The organism is Pseudomonas sp. USTB-Z, from assembly GCF_019691255.1.
In the GTDB taxonomy this organism is placed as follows: domain Bacteria; phylum Pseudomonadota; class Gammaproteobacteria; order Pseudomonadales; family Pseudomonadaceae; genus Aquipseudomonas; species Aquipseudomonas alloputida.
Genome location: NZ_JAECZP010000011.1, coordinates 30,503 through 47,423 on the forward strand (window position 1 = coordinate 30,503; position 16,921 = coordinate 47,423).

17 protein-coding genes are annotated in these 16,921 nt (G+C 62.6%); 11 read left to right on the plus strand and 6 right to left on the minus strand.

The window, feature by feature from the left end; genetic code table 11:
- Positions 1-2: 2 nt before the first annotated feature.
- A complete protein-coding gene (locus I8746_RS14515; RefSeq protein ID WP_003253387.1) occupies positions 3-1,385 on the minus strand; it encodes a glutamine synthetase family protein in 1,383 nt (460 codons plus the stop codon).
- Between the two features lie 205 nt (positions 1,386-1,590).
- On the opposite strand from I8746_RS14515, the gene I8746_RS14520 reads away from it, so the two are divergent.
- The 5 genes from I8746_RS14520 (at position 1,591) to I8746_RS14540 (ending at position 6,327) form a co-directional block, all read left to right on the plus strand.
- Positions 1,591-2,463: a LysR family transcriptional regulator gene (locus I8746_RS14520; RefSeq protein WP_003253385.1), complete on the plus strand. Its 873-nt coding sequence runs from the start codon at positions 1,591-1,593 to the stop codon at positions 2,461-2,463.
- Positions 2,464-2,703: 240 nt separating this feature from the next.
- The gene (gene rpoZ, locus I8746_RS14525) at positions 2,704-2,967 is read left to right on the plus strand and encodes a DNA-directed RNA polymerase subunit omega (protein ID WP_003253383.1); all 264 of its coding nucleotides are present in this window, start codon (positions 2,704-2,706) and stop codon (positions 2,965-2,967) included.
- Between the two features lie 59 nt (positions 2,968-3,026).
- The gene (gene spoT, locus I8746_RS14530; protein ID WP_003253381.1) at positions 3,027-5,135 is read left to right on the plus strand and encodes a bifunctional GTP diphosphokinase/guanosine-3',5'-bis pyrophosphate 3'-pyrophosphohydrolase; all 2,109 of its coding nucleotides are present in this window, start codon (positions 3,027-3,029) and stop codon (positions 5,133-5,135) included.
- 23 nt (positions 5,136-5,158) lie between these two features.
- Positions 5,159-5,539 (plus strand): RidA family protein, encoded by a 381-nt coding sequence (locus I8746_RS14535; RefSeq protein ID WP_009684531.1) that lies wholly within the window; start codon positions 5,159-5,161, stop codon positions 5,537-5,539.
- A 56-nt stretch (positions 5,540-5,595) separates the two neighbouring features.
- Entirely contained in the window at positions 5,596-6,327 is a 732-nt protein-coding gene (locus I8746_RS14540) for a hypothetical protein (RefSeq protein ID WP_012054105.1), read from the plus strand.
- A gap of 169 nt (positions 6,328-6,496) precedes the next feature.
- Here the strand turns inward: I8746_RS14540 and I8746_RS14545 are convergent, their stop codons facing one another.
- Positions 6,497-7,354 (minus strand): SDR family oxidoreductase, encoded by an 858-nt coding sequence (locus I8746_RS14545; RefSeq protein ID WP_012054106.1) that lies wholly within the window; start codon positions 7,352-7,354, stop codon positions 6,497-6,499.
- A gap of 189 nt (positions 7,355-7,543) precedes the next feature.
- On the opposite strand from I8746_RS14545, the gene exbB reads away from it, so the two are divergent.
- The 6 genes from exbB (at position 7,544) to I8746_RS14575 (ending at position 14,263) form a co-directional block, all read left to right on the plus strand.
- Entirely contained in the window at positions 7,544-8,518 is a 975-nt protein-coding gene (gene exbB, locus I8746_RS14550; protein WP_012054107.1) for a tonB-system energizer ExbB, read from the plus strand.
- 3 nt (positions 8,519-8,521) lie between these two features.
- Entirely contained in the window at positions 8,522-8,950 is a 429-nt protein-coding gene (gene exbD, locus I8746_RS14555) for a TonB system transport protein ExbD (RefSeq protein WP_003253367.1), read from the plus strand.
- Positions 8,947-9,678, plus strand: a complete 732-nt coding sequence (locus tag I8746_RS14560) for an energy transducer TonB (protein ID WP_010955804.1) — start codon at positions 8,947-8,949, stop codon at positions 9,676-9,678. The genes exbD and I8746_RS14560 overlap by 4 nt, the downstream gene beginning before the upstream one ends.
- Positions 9,679-9,772: 94 nt before the next feature.
- Positions 9,773-10,699, plus strand: coding sequence for a hydrogen peroxide-inducible genes activator (locus tag I8746_RS14565; protein WP_003253362.1), 927 nt, complete (start codon positions 9,773-9,775; stop codon positions 10,697-10,699).
- A 3-nt stretch (positions 10,700-10,702) separates the two neighbouring features.
- Positions 10,703-12,781, plus strand: coding sequence for an ATP-dependent DNA helicase RecG (gene recG, locus I8746_RS14570; RefSeq protein ID WP_014861179.1), 2,079 nt, complete (start codon positions 10,703-10,705; stop codon positions 12,779-12,781).
- A gap of 78 nt (positions 12,782-12,859) precedes the next feature.
- Complete coding sequence (locus I8746_RS14575) at positions 12,860-14,263, plus strand: aminoacyl-tRNA deacylase and HDOD domain-containing protein (protein WP_003253359.1); 1,404 nt, start codon at positions 12,860-12,862, stop codon at positions 14,261-14,263.
- 180 nt (positions 14,264-14,443) lie between these two features.
- Here I8746_RS14575 and I8746_RS14580 read toward each other — a convergent pair whose 3' ends face one another.
- The 4 genes from I8746_RS14580 to I8746_RS14595 form a co-directional block, all read right to left on the minus strand.
- Entirely contained in the window at positions 14,444-14,818 is a 375-nt protein-coding gene (locus I8746_RS14580; protein WP_014861178.1) for a helicase, read from the minus strand.
- A 148-nt stretch (positions 14,819-14,966) separates the two neighbouring features.
- Positions 14,967-15,266: an HU family DNA-binding protein gene (locus I8746_RS14585; RefSeq protein WP_003253355.1), complete on the minus strand. Its 300-nt coding sequence runs from the start codon at positions 15,264-15,266 to the stop codon at positions 14,967-14,969.
- Between the two features lie 187 nt (positions 15,267-15,453).
- Positions 15,454-16,602, minus strand: a complete 1,149-nt coding sequence (locus tag I8746_RS14590; RefSeq protein ID WP_088512619.1) for an NAD(P)/FAD-dependent oxidoreductase — start codon at positions 16,600-16,602, stop codon at positions 15,454-15,456.
- Between the two features lie 16 nt (positions 16,603-16,618).
- Positions 16,619-16,786, minus strand: a complete 168-nt coding sequence (locus tag I8746_RS14595; RefSeq protein WP_003253349.1) for a rubredoxin — start codon at positions 16,784-16,786, stop codon at positions 16,619-16,621.
- Positions 16,787-16,921 lie beyond the last annotated feature (135 nt).

A 16,921-nucleotide genomic window follows, 5' to 3' on the forward strand; every position in this document is an offset into this window, starting at 1 on the left:
GGTTACACCGTGTGCAGGTACCAGTTGTACTCGAGGTCTGAAATCGACACTTCGAACTCGGCCAGTTCGCTTTCCTTGCAGGCCACGAAGATATCGATGTAGTCCGGGCTGATGTATTGGTTGAGGACTTCGCTGTCATCCAGCGCGCGCAGGGCATCGCGCAGGTTGTTCGGCAGGCTTTGCTCCAGCTGCTCGTAGGAGTTGCCTTCGATCGGTGCCTCGGGCTCGACCTTGTTGGTCAGGCCATGGTGAACGCCGGCAAGGATCGCCGCGAGCATCAGGTACGGGTTGGCATCGGCGCCGGCTACACGGTGCTCAAGGCGCACATTGTCGCTGCTGTCGGTGGGCACGCGTACGGCCACGGTGCGGTTGTCCAGGCCCCAGCTCGGCGCATTGGGCACGTAGAACTGCGCACCGAAGCGGCGGTAGGAGTTGATGTTGGGGCACAGGAAGGCCATCGACGCCGGCATGGTTTCCAGCACGCCACCAATGGCGTGGCGCAGCGTATCGCTTTGCAGCGGATCGTCACTGGCGAAGATGTTCTTGCCGGTTTTCTTGTCCAGCAATGAAATGTGCACATGCAGGCCATTGCCTGCCTGGCCCGGGTAGGGCTTGGCCATGAAGGTGGTGTCCATTTCATGGTCGTAGGCGACGTTCTTGATCAGGCGCTTGAGCAGGATCGCATAGTCGCAGGCCTTCAGCGGATCCGCCACGTGGTGCAAGTTGACCTCGAACTGCGCTGGGGCGCTTTCCTTGACGATGGCGTCGGCAGGCAGGCCCTGTTCCTTGGCTGCTTCGAGCATGTCCTGCAAGCAGTCGGCGTACTCGTCGAGGTCGTCGATCAGGTACACCTGGGTCGACTGCGGGCGCTTGCCGGAGATCGGCGAGCGCGGCGGCTGCGGGCGGCCGTTGAGGTTGTCCTGGTCGATCAGGTAGAACTCCAGCTCGAACGCGGCGCAAATATCCAGGCCCAGGTCGTCGAACTTGCTCACCACCTGGCGCAGCACTTCACGCGGGTCGGCGAAGAACGGCTGGCCATCCAGCTCGTGCATGGTCATCAGCAGCTGGGCGGTGGGGCGCTTCTGCCACGGCTCGTCCGACAAGGTGCCGGGGATCGGGAAACAGATACGGTCGGCGTCGCCGATGTCCAGGCCAAGGCCGGTGCTTTCGACAGTGGAACCGTTGATATCAAGGGCGAACAGCGATGCGGGCAGGTTGATGCCCTTCTCGTACACCTTGTGCAGGCTGGCCCGCTCGATGCGCTTGCCACGTACCACGCCATTCATGTCGGAGATCAGCAGGTCTACGTACTGCGTGTCCGGATGGGCCTGGAGGAAGTCATTCATCTCGCTGGAAGAACTGGCGCACGGGGTTACCGACGTCATGGTGTACATCCTTTGATGTGCTGCGGCGATGTGGGGATACGGCTGGCGCCTCACGGGCGACGATGGTTGCAGCTGTTGTTCTTTTCACTTTCCCATCGTGGGGACTGGTTACCCGACCGGGCGCATTGATTCCGGGGGGCCGTTTCACTATAAAATGGCCCAGACGCAACAGACATTGGCAATTTGGCAAGCAGAGCGTGCATCAATGCAATATCAGATAACCCACGCAGACCTCTCTCTGGTCCTGGCACTGGAACGTGGCCGCTCGCTGGCCAAAGCCGCCGAACTGCTCAAAGTCGACGTTTCGACCGTATTCCGCTCGATCCGCCGATTGGAGTCAGCGCTGGGCACTGCTTTGTTCGTCAAGAGCCGAAAGGGCTATCTGCCGACTGACACCGCACAGGCCTTGGCCGAGCAGGCCGAACGTGCCGAGCAGGCGCTGGAAGCGGCGCGCATTGCCATGACCAGTGGCGAGCAGGTGGTCAGCGGCACGGTGCGCCTGACCTGCACAGAGGCGGTGATGCACAGCCTGTTGCTGCCGGCGCTGGCCGAGTTCATGTCCAACTACCCGGCTTTGTCGCTGGAGATGGGCACCTCCAATACCTTCGCCAACCTCAGCCGGCGCGACGCCGACATCGCCCTGCGCCTGACCAACACACCTCCGGAGCACCTGGTTGGCCGCAACCTGGGTTCGACCTCCTATGTAGTCTGCGGCCAGCCACAGTGGCGCGAGCGCCTGAGCGAGTCCCCCGCCAGCGTGCCGTGGATCGCACCAGACGACTCGATGCAGGACCACCCTACGGTGGTCTGGCGCAACCAACAACACCCGGGCCTGAGCCCGCGCTACCAGTGCAGCAGCATGTCGACCATCGCCCAGTTGGTAATGGCCGGCCTGGGCGTGGCAGCACTCCCGGACTACATGGTGCATGCGCTGCCTGGGGTGGATGCTCTCAGCGGTCCCCTGCCCGGCTGCGACACTCAGCTGTGGTTGCTGACCCGGCCGGATTGCCGGGCGTTGCGCTCGGTGCAGACCTTGTTCGAAGAGCTGACCCCGCGGTTGCGTGACGCGATGCTCTGAGGTTATCGTCAGGCTCATGCATTGAGGGTGTCTGTTCCGGCTCTTTCGCGGGTAAACCCGCCGCTACAAGCTACGCGGTCCCTGTAGGAGCGGGTTCACCCGCGAAGAAGGCATCGCAGGGTTTGCAGGTACCGCCCGGCAAAACAGCGCTTCCCTATTGGCTGGTGAATTTTTATACTATCGAGTCCGCCTGCCCATTAATGGGCTGCACGCCCACCGCAATTGCTACTGAGGAAGACCATGGCCCGCGTAACTGTTGAAGACTGCCTGGAACACGTGGATAACCGCTTTGAGCTGGTCATGCTCTCGACCAAGCGCGCTCGCCAGCTGGCGACCGGCGGCAAAGAGCCACGCGTTGCGTGGGAAAACGACAAGCCAACCGTTGTTGCCCTGCGTGAAATTGCCGAAGGCATCGTCACCAACGAGTTCATCGCCGCTGAAGAGATCGTCACCGAGGATCCGGTGTTCGCCGCGTTCGAGGACGAGAACAACGAGGCTGTCTGATTGATGCCAGGTCGACGTCGTACGGCGCAAGGCCCTCTTCCTCGGCAGGAGGTGAACCCATGCCGGGTATAGAAGCCTTGGCCGAACGGCTGTCGACCTATCTTGGCCCCGAACAGGTCAACCTGGTTCGGCGTGCCTATTTCTACGCCGAACAGGCTCACGATGGGCAACGCCGCCGCAGTGGCGAGCCCTACGTGACCCACCCCCTGGCCGTGGCCAGCATCCTCGCCGACATGCACATGGACCATCAGAGCCTGATGGCGGCCATGCTGCACGATGTGATCGAAGACACCGGCATCGCCAAGGAAGCCCTCAGCCAGCAGTTTGGCGAGACCGTGGCCGAACTGGTCGATGGGGTCAGCAAGCTGACCCAGATGAATTTCGAGACCAAGGCCGAGGCACAGGCGGAAAACTTCCAGAAGATGGCCATGGCCATGGCCCGCGATATCCGCGTGATCCTGGTCAAGTTGGCCGACCGCCTGCACAACATGCGCACCCTGGAAGTGCTGTCTGGCGAAAAACGCCGGCGCATCGCCAAGGAAACCCTCGAGATCTACGCCCCCATCGCCAACCGCCTGGGGATGCACACCGTGCGCGTGGAGTTCGAAGACCTTGGCTTCAAGGCCATGCACCCGATGCGCTCGTCGCTGATTCATCGAGCAGTGAAGAGCGCACGCGGCAACCGCAAAGAAATCGTCGCCAAGATCGAGCACTCGCTGGCCAACTGCCTGTCCGCCGACGGCATCGAGGGCGAGGTCAGCGGTCGGCAGAAACACCTCTATGGCATCTACAAGAAGATGCGCGGCAAGCGCCGTGCCTTCAACGAGATCATGGACGTGTATGCCTTCCGCATCATTGTCGACAAGGTTGACACCTGCTACCGCGTGCTCGGCGCCGTGCACAACCTGTACAAGCCGCTGCCCGGACGCTTCAAGGATTACATCGCGATCCCCAAGGCCAATGGCTACCAGTCGTTGCACACGACCCTGTTCGGCATGCACGGCGTGCCCATCGAAATCCAGATCCGCACCCGCGAAATGGAAGAGATGGCCAACAACGGCATCGCCGCGCACTGGCTGTACAAGTCAAACGACGACGAGCAGCCCAAGGGCAGCCACGCGCGTGCCCGCCAGTGGGTCAAGGGTATCCTCGAACTGCAGCAACGTGCCGGCAACTCCCTGGAATTCATCGAGAGCGTGAAGATCGACCTGTTCCCGGACGAGGTCTACGTGTTCACGCCCAAAGGCCGGATCATGGAGTTGCCCAAAGGCTCCACGGCCGTCGACTTCGCCTACGCGGTGCACACCGACGTTGGCAACAGTTGCATCGCGTGCCGCATCAACCGCCGCCTGGCGCCGCTGTCCGAACCGCTGCAAAGCGGCTCGACAGTGGAAATCGTCAGCGCCCCGGGCGCTCGGCCCAACCCGGCCTGGCTCAACTTTGTGGTCTCAGGCAAGGCACGCACGAATATCCGCCACGCGCTCAAGCAACAGCGCCGTTCCGAATCCATCAGCCTGGGCGAGCGCCTGCTGAACAAGGTGCTCACTGGCTTTGACAGCAGCCTGGAGAAAATCCCCCAGGAACGCATCGAGTCTATTCTCGCCGAGTACCGCCTGGAGCTGATAGAAGACCTGCTCGAAGACATCGGCCTGGGCAACCGCATGGCCTACGTGGTCGCGCGCCGCCTGCTGTCGGCCGAAGGGGAACAGTTGCCGGCGCCAGAAGGCCCGCTGGCGATCCGCGGTACCGAAGGCCTGGTGCTGAGCTACGCCAAGTGCTGCACGCCGATCCCGGGTGACCCGATTGTCGGCCACCTGTCGGCCGGCAAAGGCATGGTCGTGCACCTGGAAAACTGCCGCAACATCAGTGAAATCCGCCACAACCCCGAAAAGTGCGTGCAACTCTCCTGGGCCAAGGACATCACTGGCGAGTTCAATGTCGAACTGCGTGTCGAACTGGAACACCAGCGGGGGCTGATCGCCCTGCTGGCCAGCAGCGTCAACGCCGCCGACGGCAACATTGAGAAGATCAGCATGGACGAACGCGACGGCCGTATCAGCGTGGTCCAACTGGTGGTCAGCGTGCACGACCGCGTGCACCTGGCGCGTGTGATCAAGAAGCTGCGTACCCTGACCGGTGTGGTCCGCATCACCCGCATGCGTACGTAGTCCGCCAACCGCAAGGAGTCATCATGAGCAAAACCGTCATCAACAGCGACAAGGCCCCTGCCGCCATCGGCACCTACTCGCAGGCGATCAAGGCCGGCAACACCGTGTACATGTCGGGCCAAATCCCTCTGGACCCGAAGACCATGGAACTGGTCGAAGGCTTCGAAGCCCAGACCGTGCAGGTGTTCGAGAACCTCAAGGCCGTGGCTGAAGCTGCTGGCGGTTCGTTCAAGGACATCGTGAAACTGAACATCTTCCTCACAGACCTGAGCCACTTCGCCAAGGTAAATGAGGTGATGGGCCGCTACTTCGAACAGCCCTACCCGGCCCGCGCCGCCATCGGCGTTGCCGCGCTGCCGAAAGGCGCCCAGGTCGAAATGGACGCCATCCTGGTCATCGAATGATGCCCTGGTGACGGGCCCTGCCCGTCACCCTCCTTCCTCTGCAAGGTTACCCCGTCATGCGTCAAGCACTGCCCTTCGCGCTGGCAGCCCTGCTACTGGGCGGCTGCACCAGCCACAAACCCGAAGATTTCAACGGCATCTGGATCAACCAGGAAGCCATCACTGCGGCGGTCAAAGCCGGCAGCCTGCGCCAGGCGCTGAATGAGCACGGCCCAGTGTTCGAGTGGAAGCTCGACGTGGCCAATCAGCAAGCTAGCTATAGCAATGGTTTCGAGGCCGCTGACGGCCAGCTGAGCGCCAATGAAAAGCAATGGCAGGCCCGTTTCCAAGGCGGCCAGACCGAGCAGCTTTCGCTCGATGGCGACGAGCTGCTGGCCGTCGACCAGAACGGCACCAAGCAAACCTTCGTGCGCGCCAAGACACCGGCGGCAGCCAATGCACCACTGGGCAGCAGCTTCGAGAAGGCGCTTTACCAGGCCTACCTGGGTGGTGACTGGAAGATCGTCGACGGCCAAGGCAAAGGTGCCAGTGTACGCTTCAGCGATACCGGCAACGTCACCGGCCTACCGGGGCCGGACCGCTTCGCCCTGTGCCTGGCAGGTGATTGCGCGACCATGGGTGGCAACAATGACAGCCTGTGGCTGGAGCGCAACCAGCGTGGCGCACCGTTCATCATCAAGCGCGATGGTGACAAGCTGGAGATTTTCCAGGCAGTGAACCGTGCCCAGCCGGATGAAATGCCAGAGCTGGCAGCGGGCAAGCGTCAATGGGCGCTGGAGCGCAGCTGAGATGATGCGCGGTTCCTGTAGGAGCGGGGTTACCCGCGAAGAAGACACCGCGGTGGATGGCACGGGCTTCGCCCGTGTTCGCGGGCAAGCCCGCTCCCACAGGGATCGCGCCAGCTTTTAGAAATTGAGCAAGACAGTTGCTCCCACAAGGGACCGCGCCACCTGCCAGCTAGGCTTTTCCTGCCAGAATCGCGGCGTAGCCTTCCTTGTAGCTCGGATACTCAGGCGCCCAGCCGAGCGCCCGCGCCCGGGCATTGCTGCAGCGCTTGCTGCCAGTACGCCGCACCCGCTGCTCATCGGACCATTCGGTAACGCCCATATACGCCCGCAGCCAGGCCACCACATCGGCCAGCGGCGCCGGGTCGTCATCGACGCCAATGTAGCAGTCGTCCAGAGCCTTGCCATCAGCATCGGCCTGCAGCAGAAACGCCAGCAGGCTGGCGGCATCTTCGGCATGAATGCGATTGCCATACAGCGGTGGCTCCTCGGCAACGCGGTAACCCTGACGCACCTGGCTCAGCAACCACTCACGCCCTGGGCCATAGATACCGGTCAGGCGGACCACGCTCGCCGGGATCCCGCTGGCCAGTGCCAACCGTTCAGCCTCCAGCATCACACGCCCGGAATAACCCTCAGGCTCGGTGGCAGCGCCCTCCTCTATCCACTCGCCGCCTTTCTGCGCATACACACTGCTGCTTGAGATGAACAGCAGCCGACGCGGGCGCTGGCCACGCTCGGCCAACCAGGCCAACACATGGCGCAAACCATCGACATAGGCTGCTTGGTAACCCGCCTCATCGTGCTGGCTGGCCGCCACGCAGTACACCAGGTAGTCCAGCGGGCCCTGTGGCCAGGACTGCGGTATCGACGGTTCGGCCAAATCTGCGGCAACCGGCTGAACCCCTGCGGGCAGCTGACCAACAGAACGGCGCAGGCCGCTCACCTGCCAGCCTTTAGCCAACATCTGCTTGGCCAGACGCCCACCCACATCACCACAACCCACCACCATCACGGAAAGGTCTGACATCTCTAAACTCCCTAGACCAATTGATCAGCCTGGCCACGCTACACGATGGGCGGCTAGACCATAGGCGAAAAAAGCTACAATATTACTTTTGTTAACAAGAATTACTTGCAATAATGGCCGCCAAATTGTTCTCGGCCTACATCGAGGCCTTGGAGAACGTTCACTTTTTCTTCATCAGGTCCGGCCAGCATGACACGTACTCAACCTTCCGCTTCGCCAACCCCGTCGCGCGCCTGGCGCGCCATCGCCGCGCTGACACTCAGCCTGGTGCTGGCCCCGGTGGCCATGGCCGATGAGCCAACCACCAACAGCGCCACACCTGCCGCTGCTACTGCCCCGGCCGCACCCGCTGCTGCCCCGGTCGATGCGCCGGCGCCTGGTGCCACTGCCACCAACCCGGCAGATACAACGGCCGCAGCAGACCCAAGCGTTCAAGCCCTGGTCGAAGACACCTCGCTGGGCATGGCCCATGACCTGTCCCCATGGGGCATGTACAAGAACGCCGACATCGTGGTGAAGATCGTCATGATCGGCCTGGCCATCGCCTCCATCATCACCTGGACCATCTGGATTGCCAAAGGCTTCGAGCTGATGGGCGCCAAGCGCCGCCTGCGGGGTGAAATCGCCCAGCTGAAGAAGTCCACCACCCTGAAGGAAGCCAGCGAGGTTTCCAACAAGGAAGGCACCCTGGCCCATACCCTGGTCCACGATGCCCTCGAAGAGATGCGCCTTTCGACTAACGCCCGCGAAAAAGAAGGCATCAAGGAGCGCGTCAGCTTCCGTCTGGAGCGCCTGGTGCATGCCAGCGGCCGTACCATGAGCAGCGGCACCGGCGTCCTCGCAACCATCGGCTCCACTGCGCCGTTCGTTGGCCTGTTCGGTACCGTATGGGGCATCATGAACAGCTTCATCGGCATCGCCAAGACCCAGACCACCAACCTGGCCGTCGTTGCCCCAGGTATCGCCGAAGCGCTGCTGGCCACTGCTCTGGGCCTGGTCGCGGCAATCCCGGCCGTGGTCATCTACAACGTCTTCGCCCGCTCCATTGCCGGTTACAAGGCACAGGTGTCCGATGCCTCCGCTCAGGTACTGCTGCTGGTCAGCCGTGATCTGGACCACCAGGGTAGCGAGCGCGCCGCCCCGCACATGGTGAAAGTGGGGTAAGCCATGGGCCTGCATCTCAACGAAGGTGGCGACGACCTCGCCGAAAACCACGAAATCAACGTTACGCCGTTCATCGACGTGATGCTGGTGCTGCTGATCATCTTCATGGTCGCCGCCCCCTTGGCCACGGTCGACATCAAGGTCGACCTGCCGGCCTCAACCGCCAAACCGGCGCCAAGGCCAGAGAAACCGGTGTTCGTCAGCGTCAAGGCCGACCAGAAGCTGTATGTCGGCGACGATCAGGTTGCTGCACCCGACCAGCTTGGCCCGATGCTCGACGCCAAGACCAAGGGTGACAAGGAAACCACCATCTTCTTCCAGGCTGACAAAGGCGTGGATTACGGCGACCTGATGGAGGTGATGAACAACATGCGCGCGGCCGGCTACCTGAAAGTCGGTCTGGTAGGTCTCGAGACGGCAGCCAAGAAATGATGAAAACGCGCTCTAACATGGCGCGCTACGGTGGCAGCCTGGCGATCGTGCTGGGTGTGCACGTGGTCGCCGTGCTGCTGACGCTCAACTGGTCGGTACCACAGGCCATCGAACTGCCCCCGGCAGCGATGATGGTCGAACTGGCACCGTTGCCGGAGCCTGCGCCACCACCACCCCCAAAGGCAGCTCCGCAGCCACCGGCACCGGTCGAGGAACCACCGTTGCCGAAGCTGGCAGAAGCGCCCAAGCCCAAGATCGCCATCCCCAAGCCGCCCAAGCCAAAGGCCAAGCCCCAGCCGCCCAAGCCCGAGAAAAAGCCTGAGCCGCCGAAGGAAGCACCACCCACCGAGCAAACGGTGGACGCACCGCCCAGCAACTCGCCACCGCAGAAGTCCGCGGCACCGGCACCGAGCATTGCGTCCAACAGCAACGCCCTGCCAACCTGGCAGAGCGACCTGCTGCGCCACCTTGCCAAGTACAAGCGTTACCCAGAAGACGCGCGCCGTCGTGGCCTGCAAGGCATGAACCGCCTGCGCTTCGTGGTCGACGCCGAAGGCAAGGTCGTGTCGTACTCCATGGCCGGTGGCTCGGGCAGTGCCGCACTGGACCGGGCGACCCTGGAAATGATCCGTCGGGCCGGCACGGTACCCAAGCCGCCACCCGAGTTGCTGAACAATGGCACGATTGAAGTCGTGGCACCGTTCGTCTACTCACTGGACCGCCGCTAAGACTTTTGTTTCTGTCACAATTCGGCAAGTCTGATAACGTGCGTCTATCAATTGCAGCCGCTATGCTGGGCTCGCAACTTCATGGACGCACGTTATGACCCTCACAGAATTACGCTACATCGTCACACTCGCCCAGGAACAGCACTTCGGCCATGCCGCCGAGCGCTGTCATGTGAGCCAACCCACCCTGTCGGTCGGTGTGAAGAAGCTCGAGGACGAGCTTGGCGTTCTGATCTTCGAGCGCAGCAAAAGCGCAGTACGTCTGACCCCGGTCGGCGAAAACATCGTCGCCCAAGCGCAGAAGGTACTGGAGCAGGCCCAAGGCATTCGCGAGCTGGCCCAGGCCGGCAAAAATCAGCTGACCGCTCCGCTCAAGGTCGGCGCTATCTACACCGTCGGCCCCTACCTGTTCCCGCACCTGATCCCGCAGCTGCACCGCGTAGCGCCGCAAATGCCGCTGTACATCGAAGAAAACTTCACCCACGTACTGCGCGAAAAGCTGCGCAATGGTGAACTGGACGCGGTGATCATCGCCCTGCCGTTCAACGAAGCCGACGTGCTGACGCTACCGCTATACGACGAACCGTTCTGCGCCCTGATGCCTGCCGACCACCCATGGACGGCGAAGAAGACCATCGACACCGCCATGCTCAACGACAAGAGCCTGCTGCTGCTTGGTGAGGGCCACTGCTTCCGTGACCAGGTACTGGAAGCCTGCCCTACCCTGAACAAGGGGGGTGAAGGCTCACGGCACACCACGGTTGAGTCCAGCTCGCTGGAAACCATCCGTCACATGGTGGCTTCCGGCCTTGGCGTATCGATCCTGCCGCTGTCGGCAGTGCACAGCCATCACTATGCCCCCGGCGTCATCGAAGTGCGCCCGCTGACGGCACCGGCACCGTTCCGCACGGTCGCCATCGCCTGGCGCGCCAGCTTCCCGCGGCCAAAGGCCATCGAGATCCTCGCCGACTCGATCCGCCTGTGCTCGGTCGCCAAAAACCCTGCGGAACAACCGGCCTGAGTCATGAGTGAGCTGTCGAAGGTCCCGGTCACAGTACTGAAAGGCGTGGGCGAGGCTATGGCGGAGAAACTCGCCAAGGTCGGCCTGGAAAACCTGCAGGACGTGTTGTTCCACCTGCCCCTGCGCTACCAGGACCGTACGCGTGTGGTGCCAATCGGCCAACTGCGTCCCGGCCAGGACGCGGTTATCGAGGGCGTGGTCAGTGGTGCCGATGTGACCATGGGCAAGCGCCGCAGCCTGGTGGTGCGCCTGGGCGACGGCAGCGGTGTGCTGACATTGCGCTTCTACCACTTCAGCAACGCGCAGAAGGAGGGCCTGAAGCGGGGCACCCACCTGCGCTGCTACGGAGAAGCCCGCCCCGGCGCTTCGGGCCTGGAAATCTACCACCCGGAGTACCGTGCGCTGAACGGCAACGAGCCACCACCGCCGGTGGAGCAGACCCTGACGCCGATCTACCCGTCCACCGAAGGCCTTACCCAGCAACGCCTGCGCCTGTTGTGCCAGCAGAGCCTTGCGCTGCTTGGCCCGCGTAGCCTGCCCGACTGGCTGCCTGACGAGCTTGCCCGGGACTACCAGCTGGCACCCTTGGACGAAGCCATCCGCTACCTGCACAACCCGCCGGCCGACGCTGACCTCGACGAGCTCGCCGAAGGCCAGCACTGGGCTCAACACCGCCTGGCCTTCGAAGAGTTGCTGACCCATCAGCTGTCGCAGCAACGCCTGCGCGAAAGCCTGCGCAGCCTGCGTGCGCCGGTACTGCCCAAGGCCACGCGCCTGCAGGCGCAATACCTGGCTAACCTGGGCTTCCAGCCGACCGGCGCGCAGCAGCGGGTAGCCAACGAAATTGCCTACGACCTTAGCCAACACGAACCGATGATGCGCCTGGTGCAGGGCGACGTGGGTGCCGGCAAGACCGTGGTCGCAGCACTGGCGGCGCTGCAGGCGCTGGAGGCTGGCTACCAGGTGGCATTGATGGCACCCACCGAGATCCTCGCCGAGCAGCACTACATTACCTTCAAGCGCTGGCTGGAACCGCTGGGCATCGAAGTCGCCTGGCTAGCCGGCAAACTCAAGGGCAAGGCCCGGGCTGCTTCCCTGGAGCAGATCGCCAACGGTGCACCCATGGTGGTCGGCACCCACGCGCTGTTCCAGGAAGAGGTAAGGTTCAAGCACCTGGCCCTTGCGATCATCGACGAACAGCACCGGTTCGGCGTGCAGCAGCGCCTGGCCCTGCGCAAGAAGGGCGTGGCCGGCGAACTGTGCCCGCACCAGTTGATCATGACCGCCACACCTATTCCGCGCACGCTGGCCATGAGCGCCTACGCCGACCTGGACACCTCGGTGCTCGACGAATTGCCGCCAGGCCGTACGCCGGTGAACACCGTGCTGGTGGCCGACAGCCGCCGCTTCGAAGTGGTCGAGCGGGTACGCGCCGCCTGCGCCGAGGGGCGCCAGGCCTATTGGGTATGCACGCTGATCGAAGAGTCCGAAGAACTCACCTGCCAGGCCGCCGAAAGCACCTACGAGGAGCTTGGCAGCGCGCTAGGCGAGCTGAGGGTGGGGTTGATCCACGGGCGCATGAAACCGGCGGAAAAAGCCGAGATCATGGCCGAGTTCAAGGCTGGCAACCTGCAGCTTCTGGTCGCGACCACGGTCATCGAGGTGGGCGTGGACGTGCCCAACGCCAGCCTGATGATCATCGAGAACCCCGAGCGCCTGGGCCTTGCACAGTTGCACCAGCTGCGCGGCCGGGTAGGCCGAGGCAGTGCCGTGAGCCATTGCGTGCTGCTGTACCACCCGCCGCTGTCGCAGATCGGCCGCGAGCGCTTGGGGATCATGCGCGAGACCAACGACGGCTTCATCATCGCCGAAAAAGACCTTGAACTGCGTGGCCCGGGCGAGATGCTCGGCACCCGCCAGACCGGTCTACTGCAGTTCAAGGTCGCCGACCTGATGCGCGACGCCGACCTGCTGCCGGCCGTGCGCGACGCGGCCCAGGCCTTGGTATCACGCTGGCCGGAACACGTCAGCCCGCTGCTGGACCGCTGGCTGCGCCACGGCCAACAATATGGCCAAGTGTGACGCCAGTCCCAGAATGGATCCAGATTTGCTCGCAGGCTGGTTATACTTCGCGTTTAAAAGAAACAGTGGATACGGACCATGACTGAAGTTGCCCTGGACACCGCAACCCCACACGCCCCCTCCGTCATCAGGCTGCTGCTCGACAAGCTCGGCGTGCCCTACCGCCAGGTGGTCGAGCACTCGCACCTGCCTGCGGCTTCGCGGGTGCAGGCTGTCCTTCTCGACGACGAGGTCGGCGCCCTCATGGTGCTGTTCCCGCAGAGCCACCTGCTGGACCTCAACCGCCTGGCCGAGCTGACCGGGCGCAAGCTGACCGCGGTGTCGGTGCCGCGCCTGAAGCAGATGCTCGACAAGCACCACCTCAAGGCCCTGCCGGGCATCCCGGCACTGACCAGCTCGCCATGTCAGTACGAAAAGAGCCTGCTCGACGCCGAAACTGTCTTTATCCAGTCAGGCGAAGCCGGCCTGTTGCTGGAAATCGAACGCGCACACTTCAAGCGCATGCTGGCCAAGGCCAGCGCCAGCAGCTTTGGCCAGCAAGTCGAAGCGATCAGCCCCAATCTCGACCGCCCCGATGACGACACCCGGGAAATCACCGATGCGGTCCAGGCCTTCACTGCCCGACGCATTCAGAAACGCCTGGAAGAAACCATCGAAATTCCACCGCTCGCCGACACCGCGCAGAAGATCATCAAGCTGCGGGTAGATCCCAACGCCAGCATCGACGACATCACCGGCGTGGTCGAAACTGACCCGGCGCTGGCGGCACAGGTGGTGAGCTGGGCTGCATCGCCCTACTATGGATCACCGGGCAAGATCCGCTCGGTGGAAGACGCCATCGTGCGTGTGCTGGGTTTCGACCTGGTGATCAACCTGGCCTTGGGCCTGGCGCTGGGCAAGACCTTGAGCCTGCCCAAAGACCACCCGCAGCAAGCCACGCCCTACTGGCAACAATCGATCTACACCGCCGCGATCATCGAAGGCCTGACCCGCGCCATGCCGCGCGCAGAACGCCCCGAGGCCGGGCTGACTTACCTGGCCGGGCTACTGCACAACTTTGGCTACCTGCTGCTGGCGCACGTGTTCCCACCGCATTTTTCGCTGATTTGCCGCCACCTTGAGGTCAACCCGCATTTGAACCACACCTATGTGGAACAACACTTGCTGGGCATCAGCCGCGAACAGATCGGTGCCTGGCTGATGAAGCTGTGGGACATGCCAGAAGAGCTGTCGACTGCCTTGCGCTTTCAGCACGACCCAGCCTACGACGGCGAATATTTCGCGTTCCCCAACTTGGTGTGCCTGGCCACCCGCCTGCTGCGCTCGCGAGGTATAGGCTCAGGGCCGCAGGAAGAGATTCCTGACGAGCTGTTGGAACGCCTGAGCATTACCCGGGACAAGGCTGAGGATGTGGTGAACAAGGTGCTCGAAGCCGAGAACCTGCTGCGTGAGCTGGCTTCGCAGTTCCACACACCGCATTAAGCATTAACACATAGTCTGTGGCAGCAACTGTCTTGCTCAATTTCTAACAGCTGGCGCGATTTTGGACTGTGGGAGCGGGCTTGCCCGCGAACACCGGCGAAGCCGGTGCCATGCACCGCGTCGCTTGTTTCGCGGGCACGCCCGCTCCCACAGGTAAAGCGTCATCATCCCCGTCGGGCTTCAGCCTTTCTTCTTTGGTTTCAAGTATTTCATCAACCCCTGGAACCACATCACCAGCGCCGGATTGCCCTTGATCTGGATGTGCTTTTCCTGAATCCCCTGCATGAACGCCAGCTGCTTGTTACCCGCCTGCATGGTGGCGAAGCCATAAGCGGCGTCCCTGAATGCAATGGCGAACGCCGGCTGTGGGTGCGCGCCGCCCTTGCTGCTGATGCGCTCGTTGCTGACGATGAAGTGTCGGGCGACCTTGCCGTCCAAGGTCTGCATCTGGAACACCAAGTCCTTGCCCTTGAGCTGCTGCTGGAATGCGGGGTTATTACGGCTGGCCCTGACCATCAACAGCCCCATGGCCCAGAGAAGAAAGCGGAACTTCATCAACGCGCCTCGAATGAAAAGTGACTAAGGCGCGTAGTTTATCCTTTTCCAGAACTATTTATGCAGGTTCGAAACATTTTGCCTGCAGAAAGCACAACGGGCGCCTTGGGGCGCCCGCTTGGCCGACACTGGGGTTGTCAGGGAGCGATCACTTGCCTTTCTTGGCTGGCTTGGCGGGGGCGTTAACGCTGTCACGCAGGTTCTTGCCAGGCTTAAAGGCCACGGTATTGCTGGCCTTGATCTTGACCGGTTCCCCAGTTTGCGGGTTCTTGCCGGTACGCGCACCGCGATGACGTTTTTCGAAGGTGCCGAAACCGACCAGGGTCACGGTGTCCTTGTCCAGGGCACCGGTGATGCTGTCGAGAATCGCGTTCAAAACCTGATTGGCCTTTTCCTTGGTCAGATCAGCCTTATCGGCGATGACGGCGGCGAGTTCTGGTTTGCGCATAGTGAAGCCTCTTTGACGGAATTCTTGTTGTTATGCCGTGCTGCCTCTGGGAGCAGCGCTCAAGGCACCGCAGGCTCTAATCTGCGGCAGACGGGAGTGAGAATGGCACGAGCTCAGGGGCCGCGCCAGTATCTGGGCGGCCATTGTGCAGGCAACAACAGGATAAATCCGACAGAACAGCCGCTATTTACGCCATAACCGCTGGTAACTGACGATTCAGCGCCAGCTTATCCATCACCGCCGCTCCGGTCAGGGCGTAGCCCAGCAACTTGCCGTCGGCATCAAGGCAAAGCACCTTGAGGTCACTGCCCTGCCCCTCTACCTGCCAGGTGCCTTCGCAACCCTGTGGCGCTGGCGAGACGACCAGCGGACAGGCCGGGGTTTTCACGGTGATAGGCATCGGCCCGTAGGAAACTACCGTCGGCTTGCCGGCCAGGGTTTGCGCCAACGCCCGGGCACAGCTCATCAGCGGCATCACGTACAGCAGGTTGATGCCATCGACTTCGGCACAGTCGCCAAGGGCGAAGATGTTGGCGTGTGATGTACGTAGCTCGCGGTCTACGCTTACACCTCGATTGGTCTGCAGCCCAGCTGCGGCAGCCAGGTCGGTACGTGGGCGCAGGCCGATGGCCGAAACCACCAGGTCGCAGGCAATCACGCTGCCATCCGACAGGTGCGCCTCCAGGCCTTGGGTCACCTGCTGCAGGCGGGTCAGCACCGGCCCCAAGTGAAAGCGTACTCCCAGCCCCTCCAGCCCACCCTGTACAGCCGCCGCAGCGGCCGGGTGCAGCAGGGTCGGCATGACCTGTTCACACGGCGCCACAACGTCGACCTTGAAACCACCCAGGCTCATGTCGTTTGCGAATTCGCAGCCGATCAGGCCGGCGCCGAGGATCAGGACACGCTGCTTGCCCGCGGCGGCAGCACGGAAGCGCGCGTAGTCCTCCAGATCGTTGATCGGGAATACCAGATGGCCGCCATCACCCTCGATCGGCACCTGCACGGTCTGCGCCCCCCAGGCCAGCACCAGATCGCGGTATTCCACGGCTTCTTCGCCGATCCACAGCCGCTTGTGGCCCGGGTCGATGCCGCTGATGCGGGTATGGGTGCGGACCTCGGCGTTCAATTGCTCGGCCATGGCACCCGCCTCAGCCATGCACAGGCCGTCGGCGTCCTTCTGCTTGGCAAAGCCCATGGAAAGCATCGGCTTGGAGTACGAACGACCATCGTCGGCGGTGATCAGCAACAGCGGCGTCTGCGTATCGAGCTTGCGAAATTCACGGGCCAGGTTGTAGCCCGCAAGGCCGGTACCGATGATTACCACAGGGGACGTCATGTCGTGCTTTCCTCGATTAACCGATGGAGATCATTTCAAAGTCGCTTTTGCCGACGCCACAGTCGGGGCACAGCCAGTCCTCAGGCACATCCTCCCAACGGGTGCCGGGGGCGATGCCGTCGTCGGGCCAGCCTTCGGCTTCGTCGTAGATCAGGCCACAGACAATACATTGCCACTTTTTCATCAGGTCTATTTCCTCGGTTCAGGCTGGGGCTTGTGTTGCGGCTGATGGCCTCTTGGCGGGCAAGCCCGCGCCTACAGTGACCGCGCAGGCCGGGCGGGCTTGCCCGCGAATGGGGCCAGCGCGCAATGCGTGGGG

What these genes read in the sequence shown, in the direction of transcription:
- I8746_RS14515 (WP_003253387.1), bottom strand. Translation starts at nt 1,385, where the DNA reads ATGACGTCGGTAACCCCGTGCGCCAGTTCTTCCAGCGAGATGAATGAC.
- I8746_RS14520 (WP_003253385.1), top strand. Translation starts at nt 1,591, where the DNA reads ATGCAATATCAGATAACCCACGCAGACCTCTCTCTGGTCCTGGCACTG.
- rpoZ (WP_003253383.1), top strand. Translation starts at nt 2,704, where the DNA reads ATGGCCCGCGTAACTGTTGAAGACTGCCTGGAACACGTGGATAACCGC.
- spoT (WP_003253381.1), top strand. Translation starts at nt 3,027, where the DNA reads ATGCCGGGTATAGAAGCCTTGGCCGAACGGCTGTCGACCTATCTTGGC.
- I8746_RS14535 (WP_009684531.1), top strand. Translation starts at nt 5,159, where the DNA reads ATGAGCAAAACCGTCATCAACAGCGACAAGGCCCCTGCCGCCATCGGC.
- I8746_RS14540 (WP_012054105.1), top strand. Translation starts at nt 5,596, where the DNA reads ATGCGTCAAGCACTGCCCTTCGCGCTGGCAGCCCTGCTACTGGGCGGC.
- I8746_RS14545 (WP_012054106.1), bottom strand. Translation starts at nt 7,354, where the DNA reads ATGTCAGACCTTTCCGTGATGGTGGTGGGTTGTGGTGATGTGGGTGGG.
- exbB (WP_012054107.1), top strand. Translation starts at nt 7,544, where the DNA reads ATGACACGTACTCAACCTTCCGCTTCGCCAACCCCGTCGCGCGCCTGG.
- exbD (WP_003253367.1), top strand. Translation starts at nt 8,522, where the DNA reads ATGGGCCTGCATCTCAACGAAGGTGGCGACGACCTCGCCGAAAACCAC.
- I8746_RS14560 (WP_010955804.1), top strand. Translation starts at nt 8,947, where the DNA reads ATGATGAAAACGCGCTCTAACATGGCGCGCTACGGTGGCAGCCTGGCG.
- I8746_RS14565 (WP_003253362.1), top strand. Translation starts at nt 9,773, where the DNA reads ATGACCCTCACAGAATTACGCTACATCGTCACACTCGCCCAGGAACAG.
- recG (WP_014861179.1), top strand. Translation starts at nt 10,703, where the DNA reads ATGAGTGAGCTGTCGAAGGTCCCGGTCACAGTACTGAAAGGCGTGGGC.
- I8746_RS14575 (WP_003253359.1), top strand. Translation starts at nt 12,860, where the DNA reads ATGACTGAAGTTGCCCTGGACACCGCAACCCCACACGCCCCCTCCGTC.
- I8746_RS14580 (WP_014861178.1), bottom strand. Translation starts at nt 14,818, where the DNA reads ATGAAGTTCCGCTTTCTTCTCTGGGCCATGGGGCTGTTGATGGTCAGG.
- I8746_RS14585 (WP_003253355.1), bottom strand. Translation starts at nt 15,266, where the DNA reads ATGCGCAAACCAGAACTCGCCGCCGTCATCGCCGATAAGGCTGATCTG.
- I8746_RS14590 (WP_088512619.1), bottom strand. Translation starts at nt 16,602, where the DNA reads ATGACGTCCCCTGTGGTAATCATCGGTACCGGCCTTGCGGGCTACAAC.
- I8746_RS14595 (WP_003253349.1), bottom strand. Translation starts at nt 16,786, where the DNA reads ATGAAAAAGTGGCAATGTATTGTCTGTGGCCTGATCTACGACGAAGCC.